This window comes from Arthrobacter sp. B0316-1-20, from assembly GCF_059091865.1.
The window spans coordinates 64969-80880 of record NZ_JBNHHC010000022.1 but is presented as its reverse complement, the minus strand read 5'-3'; the positions used below and the strand labels follow the sequence as shown (position 1 = coordinate 80880).

Annotated in this window: 15 protein-coding genes and 1 tRNA gene; 7 read left to right on the top strand and 9 right to left on the bottom strand. The window is 63.8% G+C overall.

Annotated elements, in window-relative coordinates:
- Positions 1–46: 46 nt before the first annotated feature.
- On the bottom strand, positions 47–961 hold the full coding sequence (gene mca / locus AC5RW2_RS27940) for a mycothiol conjugate amidase Mca (protein WP_493963397.1): 915 nt from the start codon (positions 959–961) through the stop codon (positions 47–49).
- A 50-nt stretch (positions 962–1011) separates the two neighbouring features.
- On the opposite strand from mca, the gene AC5RW2_RS27935 reads away from it, so the two are divergent.
- Both AC5RW2_RS27935 and greA read left to right on the top strand, forming a co-directional pair.
- Entirely contained in the window at positions 1012–1458 is a 447-nt protein-coding gene (locus AC5RW2_RS27935; protein WP_493963396.1) for a DUF4307 domain-containing protein, read from the top strand.
- Between the two features lie 301 nt (positions 1459–1759).
- Positions 1760–2251, top strand: coding sequence for a transcription elongation factor GreA (greA, locus tag AC5RW2_RS27930; RefSeq protein ID WP_493940244.1), 492 nt, complete (start codon positions 1760–1762; stop codon positions 2249–2251).
- 105 nt (positions 2252–2356) lie between these two features.
- Here greA and AC5RW2_RS27925 read toward each other — a convergent pair whose 3' ends face one another.
- The 5 genes from AC5RW2_RS27925 to AC5RW2_RS27905 form a co-directional block, all read right to left on the bottom strand.
- Positions 2357–2932, bottom strand: a complete 576-nt coding sequence (locus AC5RW2_RS27925; RefSeq protein ID WP_493963395.1) for a rhomboid family intramembrane serine protease — start codon at positions 2930–2932, stop codon at positions 2357–2359.
- 3 nt (positions 2933–2935) lie between these two features.
- Positions 2936–4174, bottom strand: coding sequence for a threonine ammonia-lyase (gene ilvA, locus AC5RW2_RS27920; protein WP_493963394.1), 1239 nt, complete (start codon positions 4172–4174; stop codon positions 2936–2938).
- Complete coding sequence (locus tag AC5RW2_RS27915) at positions 4171–5448, bottom strand: AI-2E family transporter (RefSeq protein ID WP_493963393.1); 1278 nt, start codon at positions 5446–5448, stop codon at positions 4171–4173. Before AC5RW2_RS27915 ends, ilvA begins: the two co-directional genes overlap by 4 nt.
- Positions 5449–5485: 37 nt before the next feature.
- Positions 5486–6412, bottom strand: a complete 927-nt coding sequence (locus tag AC5RW2_RS27910; protein ID WP_493963392.1) for an aldose 1-epimerase family protein — start codon at positions 6410–6412, stop codon at positions 5486–5488.
- A 76-nt stretch (positions 6413–6488) separates the two neighbouring features.
- Positions 6489–7331, bottom strand: a complete 843-nt coding sequence (locus AC5RW2_RS27905; RefSeq protein WP_493950822.1) for a Bax inhibitor-1/YccA family protein — start codon at positions 7329–7331, stop codon at positions 6489–6491.
- 228 nt (positions 7332–7559) lie between these two features.
- On the opposite strand from AC5RW2_RS27905, the gene AC5RW2_RS27900 reads away from it, so the two are divergent.
- The 5 genes from AC5RW2_RS27900 to AC5RW2_RS27880 all read left to right on the top strand — a co-directional run bounded on the left by AC5RW2_RS27900 (position 7560) and on the right by AC5RW2_RS27880 (position 12252).
- The gene (locus AC5RW2_RS27900) at positions 7560–7856 is read left to right on the top strand and encodes a GroES family chaperonin (RefSeq protein WP_127512147.1); all 297 of its coding nucleotides are present in this window, start codon (positions 7560–7562) and stop codon (positions 7854–7856) included.
- Positions 7857–8112: 256 nt separating this feature from the next.
- Positions 8113–9429 (top strand): branched-chain amino acid ABC transporter permease, encoded by a 1317-nt coding sequence (locus AC5RW2_RS27895; RefSeq protein WP_494074783.1) that lies wholly within the window; start codon positions 8113–8115, stop codon positions 9427–9429.
- An 11-nt stretch (positions 9430–9440) separates the two neighbouring features.
- Positions 9441–10421 carry a branched-chain amino acid ABC transporter permease gene (locus AC5RW2_RS27890; protein WP_493963390.1) on the top strand — a complete coding sequence of 327 codons (981 nt, stop codon included), beginning with the start codon at positions 9441–9443 and terminating at the stop codon, positions 10419–10421.
- Between the two features lie 68 nt (positions 10422–10489).
- Positions 10490–11485, top strand: a complete 996-nt coding sequence (locus tag AC5RW2_RS27885; RefSeq protein WP_493963497.1) for an ABC transporter ATP-binding protein — start codon at positions 10490–10492, stop codon at positions 11483–11485.
- Positions 11482–12252: an ABC transporter ATP-binding protein gene (locus AC5RW2_RS27880; protein ID WP_493950825.1), complete on the top strand. Its 771-nt coding sequence runs from the start codon at positions 11482–11484 to the stop codon at positions 12250–12252. Before AC5RW2_RS27885 ends, AC5RW2_RS27880 begins: the two co-directional genes overlap by 4 nt.
- Before the next feature lie 246 nt (positions 12253–12498).
- Here AC5RW2_RS27880 and AC5RW2_RS27875 read toward each other — a convergent pair whose 3' ends face one another.
- The 3 genes from AC5RW2_RS27875 to AC5RW2_RS27865 all read right to left on the bottom strand — a co-directional run bounded on the left by AC5RW2_RS27875 (position 12499) and on the right by AC5RW2_RS27865 (position 15897).
- Positions 12499–13890 carry an ABC transporter substrate-binding protein gene (locus AC5RW2_RS27875; protein ID WP_493963389.1) on the bottom strand — a complete coding sequence of 464 codons (1392 nt, stop codon included), beginning with the start codon at positions 13888–13890 and terminating at the stop codon, positions 12499–12501.
- A gap of 140 nt (positions 13891–14030) precedes the next feature.
- Positions 14031–14106: transfer RNA gene (locus AC5RW2_RS27870), tRNA-Leu, on the bottom strand.
- A 342-nt stretch (positions 14107–14448) separates the two neighbouring features.
- Positions 14449–15897, bottom strand: coding sequence for an NAD(P)/FAD-dependent oxidoreductase (locus AC5RW2_RS27865; protein WP_493963388.1), 1449 nt, complete (start codon positions 15895–15897; stop codon positions 14449–14451).
- Positions 15898–15912: the final 15 nt, after the last annotated feature.

Genomic DNA, 15912 nt, shown 5'->3' with positions numbered 1-15912 from the left:
GGCTGCGTCCGGGACGCGAGGCTCCGGCGCTGGTTGGCTGCAGGCTCTATCTTATGCCCGCGAAGAAATCCGTTTCGGGCACGCTGGTCTCCACCCGGGCGTGGATCAGCGAGAAGTCCTCCCACGGCCAGACGGTCCGCTGCATCTCCTCGGACACGGCGAAGAAGAATCCGGCGGGCTCCACCTGGGTCCGGTGCGAGAGCAGCGCGCGGTCACGGTGGCGGAAAAAGTCGCCGCAGTCGATCTGCGTGGTGGTTCGATGGTTGGGCATCGGCGGCTGGTGGCCTTCGGCGTCTGCCTCGAGCCACGCAGCGATCCGCGCGGCGTAGGGCGACTGCAGCCCTGCTTCCTCCAAGGCAAAGTGGAGTGCTCGGAACCGCTCCGGATTGAAAGCGCGATCGTAGTAGAGCTTCAGCGGCTCCCAGGCGCTGCCCGCCTCCGGATAACGCTCGGGGTCGCCGGCGGCGTGGTACGCCTCCACCGCCACCTTGTGCGCCATGATGTGGTCGGGGTGCGGGTAGCCGCCGTTCTCGTCGTAACTGATCACCACATGAGGCCGGAACTCGCGCACCAGTTTGACCAGCGGAGCGGCGGCCCGTTCCAGCGGGAGCGTGGCGAAGCTGCCGAACGGAAGCGGTGGCAGCGGGTCCCCCTCCGGTAAGCCGGAATCTGCGAACCCCAACCAGCGATGCTGGATACCCAGCTCGTCCGCGGCCTGAGCCATCTCCAGCCGCCGGATCCCGGCAAGGTCCCGGTGCGCTTGGGGATCCGTGGCCGCCTCGGCATTGAGAATGTCTCCGCGTTCACCGCCCGTGCAGGTAGCTACCATCACCTGGACGCCCTCGGCGGCGTAGCGCGCCATGGACGCCGCGCCCTTGCTGGATTCGTCGTCGGGATGGGCATGGACCGCCAGCAGGCGCAGTCCGTCACTCTGCGCTGGCTGGGCTGCATCGAAGCTCACGTGGCTGCTCCTGGGAAATCTGGCGTGGGCGGGAGGATAAACTTGAGGGCGTGAGCACCGCAGGCCCCCGTACTCCTCAGACTTCCTCCAGCTTAACTGTTTCCAACCGTTACGGCACACCGCGGCGGCCGCTGTCCCGCCGCGCCAAACTTGCGCTTGCTGGAGGCGCCCTCGGGGTCGCCGTTGTCAGCGCGGGCTTTTTCGCCCTGGGCCAGAGCGGACCACAGATTGAGAGCAAGGACGTTGGCTTTGCCGTGGCCGACGCAGGACACATGACGGTGGATTTCCAACTCACCAAGGACCCGGGGGTCACCGTCCAGTGTGCCGTCAAGGCCTTGAACGACAATTACGCCGTCGTTGGCTGGAAGGTCGCAACGATCGGTCCCGCCGATGAAGCCACCGAGGGGACCACAGTGCAACGGGTCCAGCTCCGGACCGAGTCCATGGCCGTCTCCGGCGGTGTGGACAGTTGCTGGGCCGAGGACGCCAACAGCTGACGCAGCGGTCGCCGCGGGACTGCGCCCATCAGGTCCACCAGACGGGCCGCACCTTCCCCAGAACCGAGGGAAAACATCCTTTGCATCCTAGTTATTGGGAAAACCGGCGGCGGCTGACTACAATTGAGCAAATACATTCCACCCCGCCTAGCTGGTGAACTGGGACATCCCAGAACGAAATGGTTCACCAACACGGCGGGGTCTTTGCATCAAGTGGCCGCCGGCATGGCGGCCTTTTGTGCAAAGTGCCACCGTGCCGGAACCGCGTCCAGCGGTTTCGGCAGCAACTAAGGAGAACTACGTGTCCACTTCCAGCGCACCTGTCGCCTGGCTCACTCAGGAAGCCTACGACCGCCTGAAGGCTGAACTGGATCACCTTTCAGGCCCCGGCCGGGCAGAGATCGTTGACCGCATTGAACAGGCCCGCTCCGAAGGGGACCTCAAGGAGAACGGTGGCTACCATGCCGCCAAGGAAGAGCAGGGCAAGGCCGAAGCCCGCATCCGCCAGCTCACTGATCTGCTGCGGAACGCCCACGTGGGTGAAGCGCCGGCAGACGACGGCGTCGTCGAGCCAGGCATGGTCATCGAGGCAAAAATCGCCGGCGACGCGGAGCGTTTCCTGCTGGGCAGCCGTGAAGTTGCCGGGGAATCAGACCTGGACGTGTACAGCGAGAAGTCCCCGCTCGGCGCGGCCATCCACGGCCTGCGGGTGGGAGAATCCACAACGTATGCTGCCCCGAACGGCAAGCAGATCTCGGTGGAAATCATCTCGGCCACGCCTTACACCGGCTGATCACGCACAGCGCTTATGGCGAAGGCGGGTTCCTGCGGGAACCCGCCTTCGTCGTATTTGGTGCGCTGGCCCGCGGCCTGCAATCCGCGGTGGCAGCCGGGGCGGTCAGCCGACGTAAGGCCTGCGTCTGCGCAGCAGCACGGCGGCGACCACTCCGCCGGCTGCCCCGAAAAGGTGCGCCTGCCAGGAAATGCCGGGCATCGCCGTCGGCAGCACGCCCCACAGTACCGAGCCGTAGAAAGCGAAGATGACCGCTGCCAGCAGGATCTGCCGCCAGCTGTGGTTGTAGAAGCCGCGGACCAGCAGGTAGGCCAGCAGCCCGAAGACTACGCCCGAGGCGCCGATCGTTAGTCCGGCACCCATCAGCCAGACCCCTATCCCCGAGGCCAGCCAACTGCACGCGAGCACCACCAGGAACCGCCGGATTCCTTCCAGCAGCGTCAGGAACGCAAGTACCAGCAGCGGGAGCGTGTTGCTCAACAAGTGGCCGGTATCTGCATGCAGCAGCGGGGCGAACAGGACACCGTCGAGCCCGTCAACCTGCCGGGGGTCAATCCCCAGCAGCAGGCTGAAGTAGCCGCCGGCAGCCACGTTGGCCAGGAAGACCACCCAGAGCAGCACCGCAAACACCCCAGCTCCGGCCAGAGCTTGGGCTGGGCGCAGGGCACGGCTGCCGGGCATGGGTCAGTGGACGACGACGGGCTGGAAGCCCTCGGCGCGGAGGCTGCCGAGCACCTGTTCGCAGTGCTCGTGCCCCTTGGTCTCGATGTCGATGGTGATGGCAACGTCACCCATGCTGATGGAGCCGCCGATCCTTGTGTGGTCCACACGGGTGACGTTGGCGTCCGATTCCGCGATGATCCGCGAAATCTGGGCCAGTGAACCGGGCCGGTCATCGAGCATGATCCGCACGGACATGAAACGGCCGGAGGCATACAGACCTCGCTGGATGACCTTCAGCATCAGCATGGGATCGATATTTCCACCGGAAAGGATGACCGCCGTGGTTCCGGGATTCGGGATGACGCCTTCCATCAGCGCGGCCACGCCGACGGCGCCGGCCGGTTCGACCACCAGCTTGGACCGTTCGATCAAGAAGATCAGTGCGCGGGCCAGGGCGTCTTCGCTGACGGTGACCACGTCGTCGACCAGTTCCCTGATGATCGAAAAGGGCAGCTGGCCGGGGCGGCCCACGGCGATGCCGTCGGCCATGGTAGACACCCTCTGCAGCGGCACCAGCGCGTCGGCGGCCAGCGACGGCGGATAGGCTGCCGCATTTTCTGCCTGCACCCCGATGACCTTGATTTCCCGGCCCAGCTCCTTGGCCCTAGCCTTGACCGCGGTGGCCACTCCGGCCAGCAGCCCGCCGCCGCCGACGCCCATGACGATGGTGTCGACGTTGGGAACTTGTTCCAAGATCTCCAATCCGAGTGTGCCCTGGCCGGCGATAATCTCCGGGCTGTCGAAAGGGTGAACGAACACGGCGCCGGATTCCTCCGCGAAGCGTTTGGCTTCGGCGAGTGCTTCATCCACGTTGTGGCCGTGCAGGACCACTTCCGCGCCATGGCCTCGGGTGGCTGCCAGCTTGGGCAGGGCTACTCCCATCGGCATGAAAATCCGCGCCTTGATTCCCAGCCGGGCCGCAGCCACCGCCACGCCCTGGGCGTGGTTTCCGGCGGAGGCGGCAACGACACCGCGTGCCTTCTCCTCGTCTGTCAGCCCGGCCATGCGCACATAGGCGCCGCGGACCTTGAAGGAACCGGCGCGCTGCAAATTCTCACATTTAAAGAAGACATCGGAACCGACCATCCGGCCCAGCGCGCGGGATTGTTCGATCGGCGTCTTGGCGATGACCCCATCGAGGATCTTCCGTGCTGCCTGGACGTCATCAAGCGTGACGGGTAGTTGGGTGGTGGCTGTCACTTGTCGGACTCTTTTCTGCGCAGCTGGACGCGGCGTCGGCGGACGGATTCCTGTTCTAAGGCCTCGGGCGGGTTGCCTGGACCGGCCGAAGCCAGCGCCGGTTCAGGCGCCATGTAGGGCTCTTCCACGGGAGGAGGCGCCCCCAGTGCCTGGTCTGTTTCCCACCCCCGGGCGGCGATGTACCTGACGACGGAGTTGAGGATCGCAAGCAAAGGCACGGCAAACAGTGCGCCGGCGATTCCGGCGACCATCGAGCCGCCGGCCACGGCAAGCACAACTGCCAGCGGATGCAGCGACACGGCTTTACCCATGACCAGTGGCTGCAGCACATGCCCCTCAAGCTGCTGCACGCCAAGCACAATGGCGAGCATGATGAGTGCGTTGACCCAGCCGTTGGCCACCAGTGCCAGGAGCACGGCGACAAACCCGGTCACCAGCGCGCCGATGATCGGGATAAACGAGCCAAGGAAGACCAGCACGCCGAGCGGCAGCGCCAGCGGCACACCGATAATGGCCGCGCCGGCACCAATACCGACCGCGTCGACAAAGGCAACGAACATTTGGACCCGGATATACTGCACCATCGATGTCCAGCCCTTGCGGCCTGCACCGTTGCCGGCCGCCCGGGCCTTCTTGGGCAACAGGCCCACCACGAAACGCCAGATCCGGTCGCCGTCGTGAAGGAAGAAGATCAGCGCGAAGATGGTCAGCAGCAGACCGGTGAACAGGTGCCCGGCGGTGGACCCCACGCTGAGGGCGCTGGAAAAGATCGCGCTGCTGTTGCTCTGCAGTTGCTGCAAGCCTTCGTTCAGGTAGGAGTTGAGTTGTTCGTTGGTCAGGCGGAGCGGCCCGTCGGTCAGCCAGCCTTGGACCTGGCCGATTCCTTGCAGCACCTGGTCCCACAGTTCGCTGAAACCGATGTAGAGCTGGCGGCCGACCAGGGAGAGAGCGCCGCCGATCAACCCGAGGAAACCGAGAATGGTGATGGCCACGGCCAGGCTCTTGGGCACCTTGGCCTTGCGCAGGAACCGGACCACGGGCGAAATCAGGGCGGCGATCAGGGCCGCGACCATCAGCGGGATGATGAGCAGCGAGACGAAGCTGAGCAGCCAGACCAAGAGTCCGCCGACAACCAGGATCAGGCCTACCCGCCAGGCCCACGCCGCGCTGATTCGCAGCGCATAGGGCACGTCCTCGCGGACGTGGTGCCGGTTGTCGGTGCCCGCCGATCGTCCCGCCGGCAGCGGACGGTTTTCGGGGAATGGCCGGTTCATAAAGCCAATAGTTTCATATTGTCACCCAGACATGTGTTCAGTGAAGCCGCGCCGTAATCCCCCAGCTGCCGCCGAACGAACCGCCGGGTTGCAGCCATGTCAGCCCGGTGCCGGAATTGAAGCTATCCGCCGGCGCCGTCATCGGTTCTACCGCCACCGCGCACGCCCGGCCCGGATACTTTGAGGTGACAAAGACATGCACGTACTGGAATGCTTCAGCCTGCCACAGCCCGACCATCGACCCGTTATCCGAAGACAAGGTGCTCACCACGCGGCCGTCGGGCCCGGCGAACAGTCCGGTGTAGGCCCGGTCCATCGCCAGATCCGCCACCCGGGCGCCTTGGCGGAGATCGGTATGCTCGTCGACCGGAGCTTCTGCCGTTGGAATCTTGGTCTGCGGATCCGCCGGAAAGAACCGTGCGGCGGGCACGGTCAACGTCAGCCGGTCGGCAGGTTCGTCTCCCAACCGCAGGAAAGGATGGGCGCCCAGCGCCACCGGTGCCGCCGCACCGGACAGGTTCAGCAGCTGCTGCCGCACGGTCAGATCGCCGGCATCGTCCAAGGAGTACTCTCCAAGATGACTGAGCCGGAAGGGATATCCATGCTGCGGGAAGATCTCTGCCCGCAGCACCACCATGGACTCGCTGCGTTCAATAAGCCGGTAGCCGGTATTGCGGAGCAGCCCATGGATGGCGTGACCGCGGGCCGGCTCCGTGATGTCCAGTTGCTGGACGGTGCCGTCAAGAGTCCAGCGGCCTTCGGCCACCCGATTGGGCCACGGCGCTAGCAGGATGCCGCAGGCCGAGGGCGGGATCCGATCGTCGTCGTAGGTCTCGGTCAGCTGCACACCGTGCTTTTCGAACAGCCGCAGGCTGCCGGCGAGCTCGGCAATCACGGCCCGGGATCCGGCACGCCGTAGTTCAAACTGTTCTCCGCTGGCTGCTGCGGTGCGCTCGCGCGTCATAAGTTACACCGTACCGGGTGACGCTTAAACAACCGACCCCGGCGCTAGGCCGGGGTCGGTTGGAAGATCAGCAGAATTATTCGTCGCCGCGCAGGATGGCGAGCAGGCGCAGGATCTCCACGTACAGCCAAATCAAGGTCACGGTCAGGCCGAAGGCCGCCGTCCAGGAGTACTTGCGGTCCACGCCCTGCTTGACGCCTTGCTCGATCGAGGTGAAGTCGACGATCAGCGAGAAGGCAGCCAAGCCGATGGCGAGCAAACCGATGAGGACACCCAGCGGGATGCCAATGCCCATGATGTTGATCTCATAGCCGCGCATGCCCCACTGGTTATCCAGCACGCCGAACCACATCAGGCCCAGGTTCACCAGCGAGAAGAGTGCGTAGCCCATCAGCGCGATCATGAAGAAGCGCATCGCCTTCGGGGTGGCACGGACCTTGCCGCTCTTGAACAGGGCCAAGGTGACGGCGAAGACGCACACGGTGCCGAGCACGGCCTGCGGGGCGACACCCGGGTACATTCCGTCGATGACCATGGACAGCCCGCCGACGAACAAACCTTCGGCAGCGGCATAGGCGAGGATCAGCCCCTTGGACGGTTCCTTCTTGAAGGCGTTGACCAGGCCAAGAACCAGCCCGACAATCATGCCCGGGATCATCAGGATCGGGAACATCCAGCCAATGGCACCGCCTACGACCACCAGGGACAGGCAAGCGAGTGTCTTGAAGATGACGTCGTCGTACGTCATCCGGCCGGTCTGGGCCGGGCCGGCAGACGGCTGGTTGTACAGGTCCTGCAGTTGCTGGCTGGTCAGCTGTGTCTGTCCGGCCAGTGCGGTTGAACCGGCTGCGGCAGATCCAGCTGGTGAACCGCGGAACACCTTCGGGTTGTTGAAAACCGGATTTCCTCCGATTGCCATCTTGTTGTCCTCCATCGTCAGGGGGGCGAGCTATTGATTACACTACCAATGCCAACGATCGGCACGGCGGAAAATTCCACAACGTGCCGAGGAAGTCTTCCGTGCCCAGCCCTGAGGCAGGATGCGGCGGCTCCGGGCGAAGCCCGCCGCGGGTAGAATGCTGCGGTGACTTCCCGCAGTCCTTCCAACAAGCCCCGCTCCTCCGCTCCGGACAAACTGCCCCTACGGATGCTCCATGACCGCATTCTGGTGGCCCCGGACCAGGACAGCAGCGAGCGCCGTTCATCCTCCGGAATTGTCATTCCCGCCACCGCAGTGATGGGCAAGCGCCTGGCGTGGGCCGAGGTAGTAGCAGCGGGCCCGCAGGTTCGCCAAGTTGCAGTCGGCGACCGGGTGCTCTTCGATCCTGAAGACCGTGCGGAAGTCGAGGTCAATGCGGCCGACTACACCCTCCTCCGCGAACGCGACATCCACGCGGTATCCCAGCCAGAGGAAGCCGACAGCAGCACCGGTCTCTACCTGTAGCGCCCCTCCGGCAGTTGCTGTCTGTGGCGCTGCTACCTTCCCTGTAGCCAGCCTGTTCTTTGGTGCCCCAACGATTTACCTTCGCTTAACAAGTGCTTCACAGTTGTTACCTGATCGCGATAGAACGTGCCACCCGCCCACCTGTGGCGCAGGTAACATAAACGACACGTCAGTGATTCTTGTCACAGGCGCTGTCAGTGTCCGCCGGTGAAACGGCGGACCACCCCACACTGTGGAGGTTCATATTTTGATAGCGATGCCGAAGCTTGTTCGGCCATTGGGGACGCTACTCGCCTTAATGGCGATCACCATGGGGATCCTGCTGTCCGCTCCCCCCTCACTGGCTTCGACCACCTCACCAGAGGCAACACCTGCGACGTCGGCGCCTGCGGAACCGTCCCGCTACAGGATCAGCGGTGTCTTGCGAAACACCGACGGTCCGGTCGCCGGAGTGAAGATCACGGCGACAGGGGAAGGGTTCAGCGGCGAGGCGACCACGGGAGAAAACGGTACCTGGTCTATTGGAGTTCCGGTTCAGGGAAAGTACCAAGTCGAGGTGGACGTCTCCACCCTCCCGGAGGGAGTGAACCTTGCCAAGGGCACGCCCAATCCGCGCGAAGTCAACTTGACCAACACGTCTAATGCCGCCGCCGTCTTCCCGCTGGGCGAGGGAATTGTGGTGCAGAGCGCCAGTTTCGGCGAGATTTTCGTCGAACGGCTGATTGCAGGCTTGAGCTTCGGTCTGCTGCTGGCCTTGGCATCGGTGGGTTTGTCGCTGATCTACGGCACTACCGGCCTGACCAACTTCGCCCATGGCGAGATGGTCACGCTCGGGGCCGTCCTGATGTTCGGATTCGCTGTGGCAGGCTTTCCCATCTGGTTGGCGATGCTGCTGGGTGTCGTCTTGGGCGGGGCCTTTGGCTGGGTTCAGGATGGTGGGCTCTGGAAGCCGCTGCGGCGCCGGGGTACCGCGCTGATCCCCATGATGATCATCAGCATCGGATTGGCGCTGGCCGCGCGCTACACGATCTTGTTCTTTTTCGGTGGCGCCACTCAACAGCTTCCCGGGGCCAGCAGCCCCATCTTGGAGCTTGGCGTCATCTCCATCAGCCGCAACACGCTGCTCTCGCTGATTATCAGTCTGGTGGTGATCGTCCTGATCGCCATGCTGCTGCTCAAGACCCGTCTGGGCAAGGCAACCCGAGCCGTTGCCGACAACCCCGCGCTTGCCGCCGCCTCCGGCATCGACGTTGACCGAGTCATCAGGATTGTCTGGACAGTGGGCGGCGTGCTGGCTGCCCTCGGCGGCATTCTGTGGGCCTACTACCGCCCCGGGGTCACCTTCAATATGGGTCAGCAAATCCTGCTGCTCGTCTTTGCCGGCGTCATTTTGGGCGGATTGGGCACCGTGTTCGGGGCCCTGGTTGGTTCGGTCCTCGTCGGACTGTTCGTCGAATTGTCGACGCTCTGGCTCGTAGCAGACCTGAAGTACGTCGGCGCCCTGCTGATCATGATCGTCGTCCTGCTGTTCCGGCCACAGGGAATCCTGGGCCGTCGAGAGCGTGTGGGTTAGGAGGCAACACCATGGATTTCCTCAATATATTGACCAACGCACTCGGCGAGATTGTCAGCCCGACAACGGCCGCCTACGCCCTGGCTTCCCTGGGCCTGGCAGTCCATTTTGGCTTTACCGGACTGCTGAACTTCGGGCAAGCCGGTTTCATGGCCATCGGCGCCTACGGCTTCGCCATACCGACCCTGCTGTGGGATGTCCCGTTCGTGGTCGGCGTCTTGATAGCGGTCGTCGGATCGGTGCTCTTTGCATTGCTCTTGGGCATCCCTACCCTGCGATTGCGTGCCGATTATCTGGCCATTGTCACGATCGCCGCCGCCGAGATCATCCGCTATGTGGTCACCACCAACGAACTGACCGAAATCACCGGTTCGGCCAACGGGTTGGCCGCGTTTGAAGGCGGGTTCTACGCTATGAACCCGTTCCCAGTGGGCATCTACAACTTCGGTCTGACGAGCATGAACGAGCGGGACCTCTGGATCCGGGTGGTTGCCTGGACCTTGGTTGCCCTCTGCTGCCTGCTGGTGTTCCTGCTGATGCGTAGCCCCTGGGGCCGGATCTTGAAAGGCATCCGCGAAGACGAGAACGCAGTGCGCTCCTTGGGCAAAAACGTGTACTCATACAAGATGCAGTCGCTGATTTTCGGCGGCCTGCTGGGAACCTTTGCGGGGATGATCTTCACGCTCCCCCGTGGAGCTGTCCAGCCTGCCAACTACCAGACGGAACTGACGTTCTTCCTCTGGACGTGCTTGCTGCTGGGCGGCATGGCCACTGTCCTCGGCCCCGTCGTCGGCGCCATGATCTTTTGGGTAGTGCTCTCGCTGACCCAGGGGCTGCTCTACGGAGCCATCGAGGCGGGCTACATCACCTTCCTCACCACCACCCAGGCCGGTCAGCTGCGTTACATCCTGGTCGGTGTCGCGTTGATGCTGTTGATGATCTTCAGGCCCCAAGGGGTGCTGGGCAACAAGAAAGAGCTGGTATTCGCATGAGCGAACAAGACGGCATCGCGGCAGGCGCCGGCACCGCCCCGAACCAGGAACCCGTGCAGAACGATTACATGACCGACACGCGCCCCATCGCTGCCGACAATCCGGGTCCCGGCTGCCGCAAGCGCGATCCTATCCTCGTGGCCAAGGACGTCACGCGCCAGTTCGGCGGTGTCAACGCCGTGGACGTGGAGTATCTGGAGATCCCTCGGCACCAAATTACGGCGCTGATCGGGCCAAACGGCGCCGGCAAGACCACTCTGTTCAACCTGCTCACCGGATTCGACATCCCGCAGACCGGTGAGTGGTCGTTCGAAGGCCACTCACTGGCAGGCGTGCCATCCTATAAAGTGGCCCGGATGGGTATGGTCCGCACGTTCCAGCTGACCAAGGTCATGGGCAAGCTAACCGTCATCGAAAACATGCGCCTGGGGGCCACGGAGCAGTCCGGCGAGAACCTGTTCAAGGCCCTTTTCAAGAAAATTTGGGGACCCAGGGAAAGTGAAATCACCGAGCAGGCAGAGGATCTGCTGGTGAAATTCAAGCTGGACGCCAAACGCGACGACTACGCAGCGTCGCTCTCGGGTGGCCAGCGCAAACTGCTGGAAATGGCGCGGGCGCTGATGGTCCGGCCCAAGCTGGTCATGCTGGACGAGCCGATGGCCGGTGTGAACCCGGCCCTGACCCAGTCTCTGCTGGAGCATGTCAGGAACCTCAAGGCCGAGGGAATGACCGTGCTGTTCGTCGAACACGACATGCATATGGTCCGCCACATTGCGGATTGGGTGGTGGTCATGGCCGAAGGCCGGATCGTGGCAGAAGGCCCGCCCGGCGTCGTCATGAAGGACCCCGCCGTGATTGACGCCTATTTGGGCGCCCACCACGACGTCGACCTTGGCGACGCGGAAGGGGTCGAAGCGCTCGCGGAGGAACTCGCCCAAGATGCGGAGTCGGTCGTGGGCACGGCTGACGAGGGCGTCCTCGGCAGCCACATCAGCGAGCACGATTCGAGCACGGATGAGGCCCCCGAAGCCGACCAAGACCCGAACAGGAAGGACCAGGCATGAACGCGCACCGGGCAGAGACAAGCCCGACCACTGTGGGGGCGGGGGAACAGGTGGTCGTCGTGCGGGATTTGGTGGCCGGTTACCTGCCCGGCGTCAACATCCTCAACGGCTGCAGCATCGAAGCCCGCCAAGGCGAATTGATCGGCATCATCGGTCCGAACGGCGCCGGCAAGTCAACACTGCTTAAGGCAATGTTCGGTTTGGTCAAGGTGCATTCCGGCACGGTTGTGGTCCGCGGTCAGGACCTGACGGGGCTGAAAGCCAATAAGCTGGTCAGCCGCGGCATCGGGTTCGTTCCGCAGACCAACAACGTCTTTTCCGCGCTGACCATTGAAGAAAACATGGAAATGGGCATGTTCCAGCGCCCTAAGGACTTCAAGGAGCGCTTCGACTTTGTCGCCGGCATCTTCCCCGACCTGGCCAAGCGCCGCGCACAGCGGGCCGGCTCGCTCTCCGGTGGCGAACGCCAGATGGTGGCCATGGGGCGGGCGCTGATGATGAACCCGGCGGTGTTGCTTTTGGACGAGCCCTCGGCCGGCCTCTCCCCGGTGAAGCAGGACGAGACGTTCCTGCGGGTGCACGAGATCAACCGGGCGGGTGTCTCGGTGATCATGGTGGAACAGAACGCACGCCGCTGCCTGCAGATCTGCGACCGTGGCTACGTCCTGGACCAGGGCAAGGACGCATACACCGGCACCGGCCGCGAACTGCTCAAGGATCCAAAGGTCATCCAGCTCTATCTCGGCACCCTGGCGGACACTGCCTGAGCATCTCCAACCGGCCACGGACGACGACGGCGCCTGCCCTCCACGGGGCGGGCGCCGCCGTCGTTGGCCCGATCGATGTGCCTACGTTGGTCGGTCCTTCTGCAGTGTTGGAGCGACCGCGCGGCGCCGCTTCCGCGTCCTGATGTGGCTTCCATAGGCTGCTGATGTGGCGGCCGTAGGCCCGCGCGACAGAGGGCCCCAACCGGCGGCTGGAACCCTCTGCGTGTGCGGGTGGTGCGGAACGGCCTACAGCTTGCCGAACTCCTCAAGCTTCGGCTTCGGTACGTTGGTCTTGTCGTACTGGTAGATACCGATGTAGGCCTCGGTCGGGTCACCGTTCTTGTCGAAGGTAATCGGTCCGGAGATGCCGTCGTAATCGATGTCCTTGCCGTCGCGCAGCAGCGTCACGCAACCGGCGAAGTCGTAGCACTTCTCACCGTCCGCGGACACAGCCTGCATCTCCTTGGCGATGTCCGTGCCCTTGGTGCTGCCGGCTGCCTCGGCGGCCAGCGCCACGAGGTTCACCGCATCGTAGGACTCGCCTGCGTAGGAGTAGGAGTTGAGCTTGTCGTCGACCGTCGCCAGTTGCGCCTGGAATTCATCCTTGGCGAAGGTGCCGGGAATCGTACCCTGTGCCCCGGCCATGGCGCCCGCGTCAAGCTCCTTGCTCAGGTCCGAGGTGTTGCCGTCCACCAAGAACATCTGGTCGGGCTTGACGCCCTTGGACAGCAGCAACGGTGCAATCGACTTGATCTGGTCGAAGGTAATCAGCGCGTAGGCGTCGGGCTTGGCGTTGACCACGGCATCGACCTGCGAGCTGAACTGCGAATCGCCCTCGTTGAACATCTCGGTTGCCACAACCTGGCCGCCGGCACCTTCGAAGGCCTGCTTGACGTTGTCCGCCAAACCGGTTCCGTAGGCATCGTTCAGCACGATCATGCCGAGCGTCTGGGCGCCGCAGGTCACCATGTAGCTGCCGAGCGTGCGTCCCTGCAGGACATCGGAAGGAGCAGTCCGCCAGTACAGGCCCTTGTCATCCCAGGTGGTGAAGTCCGGCGACGTATTCGCCGGTGAAATCTGTAGAACGCCCGCGCCGGTGATCTGGTTGATCACGGTGAAGGAAACACCCGAGGACGCCGCTCCCACAATCGCATTGACCTTTTCACTGAGCAGGTCGGTCACCGACTGCGTTGCAATGTCGGTGGTGGTGTCGCCGGAGTCGCGCTGCACGGTCTCCACGTCTTTGCCAAGCACGCCGCCGGCTTCGTTGATCTTGTCCACGGCCAGCTTGACGCCTGCGATTTCCGGCGGGCCCAGGAAGGCCAGAGTTCCGGTTGTCGGCAGCAGCGTTCCGATTTTCAGCGGCGTATCAGTGGAGCCCTTGGACTTGGGGACGTCCGCCGGGTTTCCGGTTGAACCGCTCGTGGGCCCCCCGTCCTCTCCGGGTCCGGGACATGTCAGGCCCGATGCCCCCGCCGGCGCCGATGCCCCTCCCCCTCCAGTCTCCGACGGCGCGGAAGACCCTCCGCCGCAGGCCGAGGCAAACAAAGCGATCCCCAATCCGAGCGCGGCTAGCTTCCCCGCCCGCGCGGAGTTGCCGCCGGTGCCGAAAAGCACTGCGTTACGTGTGGCAGTCATGTATGTTTTCCCCTCGATCGAAAGGTTTGTGAACCTTTGATGCGATTACCAGGTATTCCTGATTACTGAGAAAACTAGTCGAAATTGTTGTTGAAAATAAGCGTTTTCGATTACATCCTTGTAACGCTCGTCACACTATTTGGTACCCCCGGTGGGACTCGAACCCACACTGGACCGATTTTAAGTCGGTTGTCTCTGCCATTGGACTACGGGGGCCGGACGTTTCTGCACCTATCTAGGGTACTGGATAGCCTAGTGTCGCCCTACAGGCGGCCGAAAGGTTCAGCGTAAGTAAAAGTACCCGCTGGCGGGAGGGCTGTCAGCAGAAGCGCCATGAAGTGATCGCCCCATGCTGGATCCGGCGCCACCGCGATGGGCCCCAGCCGCAACGCCAGCGTACCGGCAAGGCAACCGCGCGTACTGATGACCCTGATCGGCGACGGTCCGCTGGCTGTTCTGTCCTGAGCAGCACCAAAACATTCCATGCCGCAACTGCAGGCATAAAGCAGCAGGCCCGGCTACCGCGGTGCGGTGGCCGGGCCTGCTGCCTGCTTGTGGTTAGCGGCCGGTGGAAGCGAGTTCCTTCTCCGACCCGGTGCCTTCGCCATCTGCTGCCGGCTTGGGAGCGGCGGCGGCCTGCGGGCGAGGCTGCGGTGAAGCGGCCTCACGGAACTGGCGGTACGGCGTCTGCAGATCAGCGAGGCGCGTGGTGTCGCGGCCCAGGAAAATGGTCCAGAACCAATTCGAGATCACGCGGATCTTGCGCTCCACAGTCGGCATGGCCAGTCCGTGGTAGCCGCGGTGGGCCATCCATGCCGGCCAGCCCTTGAGCTTGATGCCCATGATCTTGGCGACGCCCTTGTTGAGGCCGAAGCCGGCGACGGCGCCCAGATTCTTGTGCTTGTACTGCTTGACGCTGCCCACGCCCCAGCGGGCCGCGTAGAGGTTTTTGGCAAGCCGCTTGGCCTGGCGAATGGCATGCTGGGCATTCGGTACGCAGAAGCCGCCCACCCCGCCGCCAGTCAGATCCGGCACGGCTGCGACGTCGCCAGCGGTCCAGGCGCCGTCAATCGGGCCGTTCTCGTCGACGATCCGGAGGGTGGCATCGGCCTTGATCCGGCCGCGTTCGTCCTGCGGGAAGCCAAAGCTGCGCGCCACCGGATTCGCCTGCACGCCGGCGGTCCACAGCAGGGTGTCGGTCTCGAAGGTTTCGGCCGGGGTCTTGTCCGGCATGTTGATCAGTTCCAGCACGCCGCCCTCTGCCTTGGCCAGGGAGGTATTGAGCATGACCTCAATGCCGCGTGAGCGCATGTGCTCGACGACCCATTTGGCCTGCTCTTCGGTAACCTCGGGCATGATCCGGCCCATCGCCTCGACCAGCACGAAACGCAGGTCCTCCTGGCGCAGCCGTCCGTTCTTCCTGACGGCAGCGCGGGCCAGATCCTCGATTTCGGTCATGGCCTCAATGCCGGCGAACCCACCGCCGACGCCAACAAACGTCAGTGCCCGGGTCCGTTCCGCCCCAGCCGGCAGCTGGGAGGCGGTCTCTATCCGCTCGAGCACCTTGTTCCGCAGTTCCACGGCTTCTTCGATGGTCTTCAGGCCAATGCCGACTTCGGCCAGCCCCGGGATCGGGAAGGTCCGGGTGATGGCACCGGCGGCAATAACGACGTCGCGGTAGTCCAACTCGAAAGCCTCGCCCGCCGCGGGGGTGATCACTGCCTTCTTGGCGGCATGGTCGATGGAGGTGACCCTGCCGGTGATCAGTTCGGTGTCCTTCAGGTGCTGGCGGTGGTTAACCACGGCATGCCGGGCTTCGATGCTGCCGGAGGCCACTTCGGGCAGGAACGGCTGGTAGGTCATGTAGGGCAGCGGATCCACCAAGGTGACGATGCCGCCGTGCTGCTTAACCTTTTTTTGGAGCTTCAGCGCGACGTAGAGACCAACGTAGCCGCCGCCGACCACAAGGACGCGCGGGCGATCGGACAGAGCAGGAGTGAGTGCCATGGCTCAAGTGTAGCG

Excerpts from the sequence above, each read along its gene's own strand:
- AC5RW2_RS27925 (WP_493963395.1), bottom strand. The coding sequence starts at position 2,932 with ATGCCCGGCAGCCGTGCCCTGCGCCCAGCCCAAGCTCTGGCCGGAGCT.
- AC5RW2_RS27865 (WP_493963388.1), bottom strand. The coding sequence starts at position 15,897 with ATGGCACTCACTCCTGCTCTGTCCGATCGCCCGCGCGTCCTTGTGGTC.
- AC5RW2_RS27915 (WP_493963393.1), bottom strand. The coding sequence starts at position 5,448 with ATGAACCGGCCATTCCCCGAAAACCGTCCGCTGCCGGCGGGACGATCG.
- AC5RW2_RS27890 (WP_493963390.1), top strand. The coding sequence starts at position 9,441 with ATGGATTTCCTCAATATATTGACCAACGCACTCGGCGAGATTGTCAGC.
- AC5RW2_RS27875 (WP_493963389.1), bottom strand. The coding sequence starts at position 13,890 with ATGACTGCCACACGTAACGCAGTGCTTTTCGGCACCGGCGGCAACTCC.
- AC5RW2_RS27880 (WP_493950825.1), top strand. The coding sequence starts at position 11,482 with ATGAACGCGCACCGGGCAGAGACAAGCCCGACCACTGTGGGGGCGGGG.
- AC5RW2_RS27885 (WP_493963497.1), top strand. The coding sequence starts at position 10,490 with ATGACCGACACGCGCCCCATCGCTGCCGACAATCCGGGTCCCGGCTGC.
- AC5RW2_RS27895 (WP_494074783.1), top strand. The coding sequence starts at position 8,113 with ATGCCGAAGCTTGTTCGGCCATTGGGGACGCTACTCGCCTTAATGGCG.
- AC5RW2_RS27910 (WP_493963392.1), bottom strand. The coding sequence starts at position 6,412 with ATGACGCGCGAGCGCACCGCAGCAGCCAGCGGAGAACAGTTTGAACTA.
- AC5RW2_RS27900 (WP_127512147.1), top strand. The coding sequence starts at position 7,560 with ATGCTCCATGACCGCATTCTGGTGGCCCCGGACCAGGACAGCAGCGAG.
- AC5RW2_RS27905 (WP_493950822.1), bottom strand. The coding sequence starts at position 7,331 with ATGGCAATCGGAGGAAATCCGGTTTTCAACAACCCGAAGGTGTTCCGC.